Raw genomic sequence first — 9,924 nt, 5'->3', positions numbered from 1 at the left:
GTCTTCGCCGCTGGCGACCGCACCGAGAAGCGCGTGCCGATGACCCGCCTGCGCGCCAAGATCGCCGAGCGTCTGGTCGAGGCGCAGTCCTCCATGGCCATGCTGACCACCTTCAACGAAGTCGACATGACCGAAGTCATGGCACTGCGCGCGAAGTACAAGGAGCTGTTCGAGAAGACCCACAACGGCGTGCGCCTGGGCTTCATGTCGTTCTTCGTCAAGGCCGCTGTCGAGGCCCTCAAGCGCCTGCCGGCGGTCAATGCCTCGATCGACGGCAACGACATCGTCTACCACGGCTACCAGGATATCGGCGTCGCCGTATCCAGCGACCGCGGCCTGGTGGTGCCGGTGCTGCGCAACGCCGAGCTGATGAGCCTGGCCGAGATCGAGAGCGGCATCGCCACCTTCGGCAAGAAGGCCAAAGACGGCAAGCTGTCGATCGAGGAGATGACCGGCGGTACCTTCACCATCACCAATGGCGGTACCTTTGGCTCGATGATGTCGACCCCGATCGTCAACCCGCCGCAAGCGGCCATCCTGGGGATGCACAACATCATCCAGCGTCCGATGGCGATCAACGGTCAGGTGGTGATCCGCCCGATGATGTACCTGGCGCTGTCTTACGACCACCGCCTGATCGATGGTAAGGAAGCCGTGACCTTCCTGGTGACCATCAAGAACTTGCTGGAAGACCCGGCGCGTCTGCTGCTGGATATCTAAAAGCCAGTCTCTCCCACGGCGGCCCTGTTCACAGGGCCGTCCGGTTTATTCGAGAAGGAATACGTTATGACCCAGAAATTCGACGTGGTAGTCATCGGTGCCGGCCCTGGTGGCTACGTAGCGGCCATCAAAGCAGCGCAGCTCGGTCTGAAGACCGCCTGCATCGAGAAGTACCAGGACAAGGAGGGTAAGGTCGCCCTCGGCGGTACTTGCCTGAACGTCGGCTGCATCCCGTCCAAGGCGCTGCTGGACAGCTCCTGGAAATACCACGAAGCCAAAGACGGCTTCGCCGTGCACGGCATCGAAGCCAAGGGCGTGACCATCGACGTGCCGGCCATGGTGGCGCGCAAGAACAGCATCATCAAGAACCTCACCGGTGGCGTCGCCGGCCTGTTCAAGGCCAACGGCGTGACCCTGCTCGAAGGCCACGGCAAGCTGCTGGCGAACAAGCAGGTCGAAGTCACCGACAAGGACGGCAAGACCCAGGTCATCGAAGCCGGCAACGTGATTCTGGCTTCCGGCTCGCGTCCGGTGGACATCCCGCCGGCCCCGGTCGATCAGGACGTGATCGTCGACTCCACCGGCGCCCTGGAATTCCAGAGCGTACCGAAGAAGCTGGGCGTGATCGGCGCCGGCGTGATCGGCCTGGAGCTGGGTTCGGTGTGGTCGCGCCTGGGCGCGGAAGTCACCGTGATCGAGGCGCTGGACAAGTTCCTCCCGGCTGCCGACGAGCAGATCGCCAAGGAAGCCCTGAAGACCCTGACCAAGCAGGGCCTGCAGATTCGCCTGGGCGCCCGCGTGACCGGTTCGGAAGTGAAGAAGAAGCAGGTCACCGTGAGCTTCACCGACGCCGAAGGCGAGCAGAAGCTGACCTTCGACAAGCTGATCGTGGCCGTGGGCCGCCGCCCGGTGACCACCGATCTGCTGGCCGCCGACAGCGGCGTGACCCTGGACGAGCGTGGCTTCATCTATGTCGACGACCAGTGCGCCACCAGCGTGCCGGGCGTCTACGCCATCGGTGACGTGGTGCGTGGCGCGATGCTGGCGCACAAGGCGTCGGAAGAGGGCGTGATGGTTGCCGAGCGCATCGCCGGCCACAAGGCGCAGATGAACTACGACCTGATCCCGTCGGTGATCTACACCCACCCGGAAATCGCATGGGTCGGCAAGACCGAGCAGCAGCTGAAGGCCGAAGGCGTTGCCGTCAACGTCGGCACCTTCCCGTTCGCTGCCAGCGGTCGTGCCATGGCTGCCAACGATACCGGTGGTCTGGTCAAGGTCATCGCCGATGCCAAGACCGACCGCGTGCTGGGCGTTCACGTGATCGGCCCGAGCGCGGCCGAGCTGGTGCAGCAGGGCGCGATCGGCATGGAATTCGGCACCAGCGCCGAAGACCTGGGCATGATGGTGTTCTCGCACCCGACGCTGTCCGAGGCGCTGCACGAAGCAGCCCTGGCGGTGAATGGCGGCGCCATTCACATCGCCAACCGCAAGAAGCGCTAAGCGGCAGAGGTGGCCGGCCCGTCCGGCCACGCAAGTTGTTGTAAGCCGCCGTGGTAGGCGAGGCGTCGCGTAATCGCCTCATCGCCACGGCGGTGTTTGCAAGCAGAACCACGGCGGGTGGCCCGCGTCGAGTGCTCGACACGCGCCGCGGAAAGCCCGGCGGACTGCTCAGGCAGTCACAGGTGGCGCGGTATCACAAGTACAGCGCCGAATGCGCAATACCTAAACGAAGACGGTAGACAAGCATGAATCTCCACGAGTATCAGGGTAAGCAGCTGTTCGCTGAATACGGCCTGCCCGTATCCAAGGGCTTCGCGGTAGACACCCCGGAAGAAGCCGCAGCAGCCTGCGAAAAAATCGGTGGCACCGAGTGGGTCGTCAAGGCTCAGGTCCACGCTGGCGGCCGCGGTAAAGCGGGCGGCGTCAAACTGGTGAAGAGCAAGGAAGACGCCAAGGCCTTCGCCGCCAACTGGCTGGGTAAGCGTCTGGTGACCTACCAGACCGACGCCAACGGTCAGCCGGTCAGCAAAATCCTGGTCGAATCCTGCACCGACATCGCCAAGGAACTGTACCTGGGCGCGGTAGTCGATCGTTCCAGCCGTCGCATCGTGTTCATGGCGTCCATCGAAGGTGGCGTGGACATCGAGAAAGTGGCCCACGAAACCCCTGAGAAGATCCTCAAGGCCACCATCGATCCGCTGGTCGGCGCGCAGCCGTACCAGGGCCGCGAGCTGGCGTTCCAGCTGGGCCTGGAAGGCGATCAGATCAAGCAGTTCACCCACATCTTCGTTGGCCTGGCCAAGCTGTTCCAGGACTACGACCTGGCCCTGCTGGAAGTCAACCCGCTGGTGATCAAGGCCGACGGCAACCTGCACTGCCTGGACGCCAAGATCAACATCGACTCCAACGCCATGTACCGTCAGCCCAAGCTGCGCGCCATGCACGACCCGTCCCAGGACGATCCGCGTGAAGCCCATGCGCAGAAGTGGGAACTGAACTACGTCGCGCTGGAAGGCAACATCGGCTGCATGGTCAACGGCGCTGGCCTGGCCATGGGCACCATGGACATCGTCAACCTGCACGGCGGCAAGCCGGCCAACTTCCTCGACGTAGGCGGTGGCGCGACCAAGGAACGCGTGACCGAAGCGTTCAAGATCATCCTCTCCGACAGCAACGTGAAGGCCGTTCTGGTCAACATCTTCGGCGGCATCGTGCGCTGCGACATGATTGCCGAAGGCATCATCGGCGCGGTCAAAGAAGTCGGCGTGAAGATTCCGGTGGTCGTCCGTCTGGAAGGCAACAACGCCGACCTGGGCGCCAAGGTCCTGGCCGACAGCGGTCTGAACATCATCGCGGCAACCAGCCTGACCGACGCTGCCCAGCAGGTCGTCAAGGCCGCGGAGGGTAAGTAATGAGCATCCTGATCAACAAAGACACCAAGGTCATCTGCCAGGGCTTCACCGGCTCGCAGGGCACCTTCCACTCCGAACAGGCCATCGCCTACGGCACCAAGATGGTCGGCGGCGTGACCCCGGGCAAGGGTGGCAGCACTCACCTGGGCCTGCCGGTGTTCAACACCGTCAAGGAAGCCGTGGAAGCCACCGGCGCCGAAGCGTCGGTGATCTACGTGCCGGCGCCGTTCTGCAAGGACTCGATCCTGGAAGCGGCCAACGGCGGCATCAAGCTGATCGTCTGCATCACCGAAGGCATCCCGACCATCGACATGCTGGAAGCCAAGGTCAAGTGCGACGAGCTGGGCGTACGCCTGATCGGCCCGAACTGCCCGGGCGTGATCACTCCCGGCGAGTGCAAGATCGGCATCATGCCGGGTCACATCCACCTGCCAGGCAAAGTCGGCATCGTGTCCCGTTCGGGCACCCTGACCTATGAAGCCGTGAAGCAGACCACCGACGCCGGCTTCGGCCAGTCCACCTGCGTGGGCATCGGCGGCGACCCCATCCCGGGCTCCAACTTCATCGATATCCTCAAGCTGTTCCAGGACGATCCGAAGACCGAAGCGATCGTCATGATCGGTGAGATCGGCGGTTCGGCCGAGGAAGAAGCGGCGGCCTTCATCAAGGCCAACGTCACCAAGCCGGTGGTTTCCTACATCGCTGGTGTGACCGCTCCGCCCGGCAAGCGCATGGGCCACGCTGGCGCCATCATCTCCGGCGGCAAGGGCACTGCAGACGAGAAATTCGCTGCGCTGCAGGACGCCGGTGTGAAGACCGTGCGTTCCCTGGCCGACATCGGCAAGGCCCTGGCCGAGCTGACCGGTTGGGAAGTCAAGAAGGCCTAAGCCTTCGTTGACTCTGCGCAAAAAGGCCACCTTCGGGTGGCCTTTTTGTTTGCGTCTGTTCCTGCTGCCTGTCGATGCTGCGAAGGTTCGGGTAGTGGCGGATTCATCCGCGAAGCTCGCAGCGAAATCGCGAATACAGCGGAACGCCAGGAAGGCCGGCGGGGCAGGGCAGTCGTCGCTGGAGCCGTGCAACTGTCGGGCATGCGACAGCGAGTTACGCCAGTTCGACAGCTCGTCCGGCAACTGTGCTGCTATCGCGCAAATTTCGTTAGTATCGCAACTATCCGGTGTCCGCGGCGCCACAAGCGCCTGGCGATGCCTGCAGTGGTTCGAGCCAAACGCTCGGGCGACGTTTCCCCGATCCCTGAAGGAAACCCCCGCAACTCTTCGATTTCCTGCTTGTGGTATTCCCCTTTATGACTCGTTTGCAAGGCTCGGACCTCCTGGCCCTCGGCTTCATGACATTCGCGCTGTTTCTCGGCGCCGGCAACATCATCTTTCCGCCCAGCGCCGGTCTGGCGGCGGGCGAGAACCTTCTGCCAGCGGCGCTGGGCTTTCTGCTCACCGGCGTCGGCCTGCCGCTGCTCACCGTGGTCGCCCTGGCCCGCGTCGGCGGCGGCATGGAGCGCCTGACCGCGCCCATCGGCAAGCTCGCCGGCGCCGTTCTGGCGGTGGCGGTGTACCTGGCCATCGGCCCGCTGTTCGCCACTCCGCGCACCGCCGTGGTGTCCTTCGAGATGGGCGTGGCGCCCTTCACCGGCAACGAGGGCCTGCCGCTGCTGCTCTATACCCTGGCCTATTTCGCCGCCGTGCTGTTCCTCTCGCTCAACCCCGGGCAACTGGTCGACCGCATCGGCAAGTACATCACCCCGGTGCTGCTGGCGGCATTGCTGGTGCTGGGCGGCGCGGCGCTGTTCGCGCCGGCCGGCGAGATCGGCACGGTGGCCGACAGCTACCGCGAGGCGCCGCTGGTGCAGGGCTTCCTGCAGGGCTACCTGACCATGGACACCCTCGGCGCGCTGGTGTTCGGCATCGTCATCGCCAGCGCCATCCGCGACCGCGGCGTCAGCGACGCCGGCCTGATCACCCGTTACTCGGTGATCGCCGGGGTGATCGCCGCCATCGGCCTGTCGCTGGTCTATCTGGCGCTGTTCTACCTCGGTGCCACCAGCCAGGGCATTGCCGGCGATGCGCAGAACGGCGTGCAGGTGCTGACCTCCTACGTGCAGCACACCTTCGGCACCCCCGGCAGCCTGCTGCTGGCGGTGGTCATCACCCTGGCCTGCCTGACCACTGCGGTGGGCCTGTTGACCGCCTGCGGCGAGTTCTTCAGCAACCTGCTGCCGGTGTCCTACCGCAGCGTGGTGATCGTCTTCGGTCTGTTCAGCCTGGGCGTGGCCAACCAGGGCCTGACCCAGCTGATCAGCGTCTCGGTGCCGGTGCTGGTGGGCCTCTATCCGCTGGCCATCGTGCTGGTGGCGCTGAGCCTGGCCAATCGCCTGTGGGTCTCGCAGTCGCTGGTGTTCGTGCCGGTGATGGCGGTGACCCTGGTGTTCGGCCTGGCCGACGGCATCGCCGCGGCGGGCTGGGGCGAGCAGGTACCGGCCTGGTTCGGCCAACTGCCGCTGGCCGATCAGAGCCTGGGCTGGCTGCTGCCGGTGCTGGTGACCCTGGTGCTGGCCGCGGCGCTCGACCGGCTGCTGGCCCTGCGCCAGCCGGCTGCGGCCTGAGTCGTCAGCGCCATCAGAGGCCGCCCATGAGGCGGCCTTTTTCTTGGGCAACCGCCGGGGTGCCCTGGCTATAATCGCCGCCAGTCCTACAAGGAGTTGGCATGCCCATCAGCGATTATTACTTGCCCCATCTACTGGCTGCGCTCTGGTTCGTCGTCTGCTGGGCCGGCTACACCCGCTATGCGTTGTGGAAGGGCCGCGCCACGCCCTGTCTGGCCAGTGTGTTGCATCTGTACCGGGAAGACTGGATGCGCCGCATGCTGCTGCGCGACAACCGCATCGCCGACGCCAACGTGATCGGCAACCTGGAGCGCAACGCCTCCTTCTTCGCCTCCAGCACCCTGATCATCCTCGCCGGCATCCTCACCGTGCTCGGCGCCTCCGACCGCGCGCTGTCGCTGCTGGCCGACCTGCCGTTCGTGCAACCGGCCAGCCGCGAGCTGTCGGAGGTCAAACTGCTGTGCCTGGGGGTGGTGTTCGTCTACGCCTTCTTCACCTTCAGCTGGTGCATGCGTCAGTACAACTTCGCCGCGGTGCTGGTCGGTTCGGCGCCCATGGTCGGCGAACGGCACGTCACCGAGCAGGAGCGCAAGGCCTTCGCCGAGCGCACCGCGCGGGTCATCTCGATGGCCGCCAACCAGTTCAACCAGGGCCTGCGCGCCTACTACTTCGGCATGGCGACCCTGGCCTGGTTCATCAATCCCTGGTTCTTCATGCTGGTGACCGCCGGCGTGGTACTGGTGCTGTATCGCCGCGAATTCCACTCGGATGTGCTGGAAGTGATGGTCTACACCCCAACGCCGGCCGCCGAAGTGGCCAAGGAGAAGAGCGAATGAGTCTGCCGTTCTGGTGCGTCTTCATCAGCGCCCTGCTGATTTTCATCGCCAAGGCCCCGGTGGCCAAGGCGATGGCCGAGGAGGGTAGCGGGCGCTACGACAACCGTCATCCGCGTACCCAGCAGAACCGCCTGACGGGCTTCGGCGCGCGCGCCCTGGCTGCCCACCAGAACAGCTTCGAGGCCTTCCCGCTGTTCGCCGTCGGCGTGTTGATGGCCCACGTGACCCAGACCTACGGGGTGCTGGTGGATGTGCTGGCGGTGACCTTCGTGGTCAGTCGGGTGCTGTACCTGCTGTGCTATTGGTACGACCTGCACTGGCAGCGCAGCCTGATCTGGGTGGTCGGCTTGCTGTGCAGTCTGTTGTTGATGCTCAGCCCGGCGCTGTAAACGAAAAAGGCCCGCATTGGCGGGCCTTTTTTGTTGCTCAGGCCTTACTGGCCTTCGACGGCGTCCTTGGCTTCGTCGCCGGCCTCTTCGATGGCATCGGCGGCGTCTTCGGCGGCGTCCTGAATTTTTTCGCCAGTGGTCGGCTCGGTGCCCATCACTTCGTCGGCTTTCTGTTCGATGGCGTCACCGGTTTCCTTGGCGGCGTCGCCCAGGTTCTCCATGGCTTCGGAGACTGACTCCTTGGCCGACTCCATCTTGTCTTCCGGGGTCTTCTCGCAGGCGGCGAGACCCAGGGTAGCGGCAAGCAGCAGGGCATAAGTCAGGGGTTTGTTCACGGTCGGCACTCCATGTGTGGAAGTTATAGGCGGCTGGGGTGATCCCATGCGCACCCCGTTGGAGCGAGCGGATGCGCTTAAGTTCCCGGTGCGCCTCGCCGGCCTTGGCCGGGCGGGGCCGCGAGGCGTTATCATGCGCGGCCTTTTCCCGTGAAGCAGCAGGGTCGTAGTGATGAGCGAGCAGTCGATTCAGGCGCGGGCGCAGCGGTTTCTCGCCGCCTTGCGTCATTGTCAGGTGCTGGGCATGCGCGTGGAGGCGGCCGATAGCCGGGGACTGACCCTGCGCCTGCCATACAGCGCGCATATCGTCGGCAACCCGGACAGCGGCGTGATCCACGGCGGCGCCATCACCACGCTGATGGACACCACCTGCGGCATCTCCACCGTCTGCGTACTGCCGGAGTTCGAGATCTGCCCGACCCTGGATCTGCGCATCGACTACATGCACCCGGCCGAGCCCGGCAAGGACGTGTTCGGTTTCGCCGAGTGCTACCGGGTCACCCCCAACGTCATCTTCACCCGCGGTTACGCCTACCAGGACGATCCCGAGCAGCCCATCGCCCACGTGGTCGGCGCCTTCATGCGTATGGGCAAGGCCGTGCAGGGTGGCGGCGAGCTGAAGCAGAACATCCAGCAGGGCGGTGCGGCATGAGCGAACTGAACCTGGAGCAACTGGTGGCCCGCGCCCACCAGCAGAACGACTACGACCCGCTGATCAACCTGATCCCCTACGCCAAGCTGCTCGGCATCGAGTGCCTGCGCCTGGGCGAGGACATGGTGTTTCGCCTACCGGCCAACCGCGACTGCATCGGCAACCCGGTGCTGCCGGCGCTGCACGGCGGGGTGATCGCCGGCTTCATGGAGCATGCCGCCATGCTCCATCTGCTGATGTTCATGGGCATCCCACATTTGCCGAAAATCATCGACTTCTCGATAGATTACCTGCGCGCCGGTCATTATCGTGACACCTACGCGCAGTGCCAGGTCTGGCGCCAGGGCCGGCGGGTCGCCAACGTGGCGATCACCGCCTGGCAGACCACCCAGACCGAGCCGATCGCCACCGCCCGCGCCCATTTCAAGGTCGACGAGCCTTAACGCAGCGCGCCGCAATAACGACAAGGAACCTGTGGATGGATGCGTTGCTGATAATCGGTGGCCTGCTGTTGATGCTGGCCGGTCTGGTCTGGCTGGTGATGCGGGCGTTCGCCACCAGCCTGCTGTGGGGCTGGGGCAGCCTGATCCCGCCGCTGACCCTGATCTACCTGCTACGCCACTGGTCGCGGGCGCGCAGCGCCGTGGCGCTGATCGGCCTGGGGGTGATTCCCCTGGTGGTCGGCCTGACCCTGCTGGCGGCCAAGGACGCCGAGCGCCTGGCGGCGATCATGCGCCTGGACTGGCTCAAGCCCGAGGTGCAGGTGCCGGCCGAGCTGGCCATCGAGCTGCGCGGCGAGCTCAACGGCCAGCCGTTCCGCCCGCAGCAGGGCGAGCTGATCGACGGCGTGCTCAGCCTGCGCGAGGGCCTGGATTTCTTCGCCCAGCGCGAGCTGAACATCCGCCTGCCCCAGCCGGTCAGCGGCGCGCTGCGCCTCGACGTACTGCCGCAGGACGGCGGCAACCTGCCGGAGGTGGAGCTGAGCTGGCTGCTGCCGGAGCAGGACCTGCCCGAAGCGCGGCGCCTGAGCCGCGGCTATACCCTGCACCTGGATCTGCAGCCGCAGGCGCCGAACCGCCTGGTCGGTGATTTCCACCTGGTGCTGCCGCCGCGTTTCAAGACCAGCCTGAGCGGCCGCGTGGAGCTGTACAGCGACCGCCTGCGTTATGAGGACGGCGAAGTCGACCGCCGTTTCGACTCGCGCGACACCATCGTCCATGTGCTGCATGACTACCTGCAGCGGCGTTTCGCCAGCCGCGACGTGCGCGAGCTGAAACTGCCGCCCTTTACCTTTGACGGCGACGAGCTGGAGTTGTCGGTCGATGCCGTGATCGACGGGCGCGCCGAGCGCCTGCCGATCCGCCTGAGCAAGCGCGACCAGCAGGGCTGGGCAGTGCTCGGCGATCGCTTTCCACCGCTACCGACCGTGGCTGCGGCGCCGCCGGCCGCGCAGCCCGAGG

11 protein-coding genes are annotated in these 9,924 nt (G+C 65.2%); 10 read left to right on the top strand and 1 reads right to left on the bottom strand.

The window, feature by feature from the left end; genetic code table 11:
- The 7 genes from odhB to N878_RS04510 all read left to right on the top strand — a co-directional run.
- On the top strand, positions 1-720 hold a 720-nt coding region (gene odhB, locus N878_RS04540), incomplete at its 5' end, for a 2-oxoglutarate dehydrogenase complex dihydrolipoyllysine-residue succinyltransferase (RefSeq protein ID WP_021442502.1).
- A 66-nt stretch (positions 721-786) separates the two neighbouring features.
- On the top strand, positions 787-2,223 hold the full coding sequence (gene lpdA, locus N878_RS04535; RefSeq protein ID WP_021442501.1) for a dihydrolipoyl dehydrogenase: 1,437 nt from the start codon (positions 787-789) through the stop codon (positions 2,221-2,223).
- Between the two features lie 245 nt (positions 2,224-2,468).
- Entirely contained in the window at positions 2,469-3,635 is a 1,167-nt protein-coding gene (gene sucC, locus N878_RS04530; protein ID WP_021442500.1) for an ADP-forming succinate--CoA ligase subunit beta, read from the top strand.
- Complete coding sequence (gene sucD / locus N878_RS04525) at positions 3,635-4,522, top strand: succinate--CoA ligase subunit alpha (RefSeq protein WP_021442499.1); 888 nt, start codon at positions 3,635-3,637, stop codon at positions 4,520-4,522. Before sucC ends, sucD begins: the two co-directional genes overlap by 1 nt.
- 416 nt (positions 4,523-4,938) lie before the next feature.
- Positions 4,939-6,252, top strand: coding sequence for a branched-chain amino acid transport system II carrier protein (gene brnQ, locus N878_RS04520; RefSeq protein ID WP_031302747.1), 1,314 nt, complete (start codon positions 4,939-4,941; stop codon positions 6,250-6,252).
- A 101-nt stretch (positions 6,253-6,353) separates the two neighbouring features.
- Positions 6,354-7,088 carry a DUF599 domain-containing protein gene (locus N878_RS04515; RefSeq protein ID WP_021442497.1) on the top strand — a complete coding sequence of 245 codons (735 nt, stop codon included), beginning with the start codon at positions 6,354-6,356 and terminating at the stop codon, positions 7,086-7,088.
- Positions 7,085-7,477 carry an MAPEG family protein gene (locus N878_RS04510; protein WP_021442496.1) on the top strand — a complete coding sequence of 131 codons (393 nt, stop codon included), beginning with the start codon at positions 7,085-7,087 and terminating at the stop codon, positions 7,475-7,477. Before N878_RS04515 ends, N878_RS04510 begins: the two co-directional genes overlap by 4 nt.
- 44 nt (positions 7,478-7,521) lie before the next feature.
- On the opposite strand, the gene N878_RS04505 is transcribed toward N878_RS04510, so the two are convergent.
- Positions 7,522-7,812 (bottom strand): hypothetical protein, encoded by a 291-nt coding sequence (locus N878_RS04505; protein WP_021442495.1) that lies wholly within the window; start codon positions 7,810-7,812, stop codon positions 7,522-7,524.
- 172 nt (positions 7,813-7,984) lie between these two features.
- On the opposite strand from N878_RS04505, the gene N878_RS04500 reads away from it, so the two are divergent.
- The 3 genes from N878_RS04500 to N878_RS04490 form a co-directional block, all read left to right on the top strand.
- Positions 7,985-8,464, top strand: coding sequence for a PaaI family thioesterase (locus N878_RS04500; protein WP_021442494.1), 480 nt, complete (start codon positions 7,985-7,987; stop codon positions 8,462-8,464).
- Positions 8,461-8,907 carry a PaaI family thioesterase gene (locus tag N878_RS04495; RefSeq protein WP_021442493.1) on the top strand — a complete coding sequence of 149 codons (447 nt, stop codon included), beginning with the start codon at positions 8,461-8,463 and terminating at the stop codon, positions 8,905-8,907. Before N878_RS04500 ends, N878_RS04495 begins: the two co-directional genes overlap by 4 nt.
- Before the next feature lie 35 nt (positions 8,908-8,942).
- The coding region (locus N878_RS04490; RefSeq protein WP_021442492.1) for a hypothetical protein at positions 8,943-9,924 on the top strand (982 nt) is incomplete at its 3' end.

This window comes from Pseudomonas sp. EGD-AK9 (assembly GCF_000465935.2).
GTDB lineage: Bacteria > Pseudomonadota > Gammaproteobacteria > Pseudomonadales > Pseudomonadaceae > Aquipseudomonas.
This window is presented reverse-complemented; position numbering and strand designations above follow the sequence as displayed.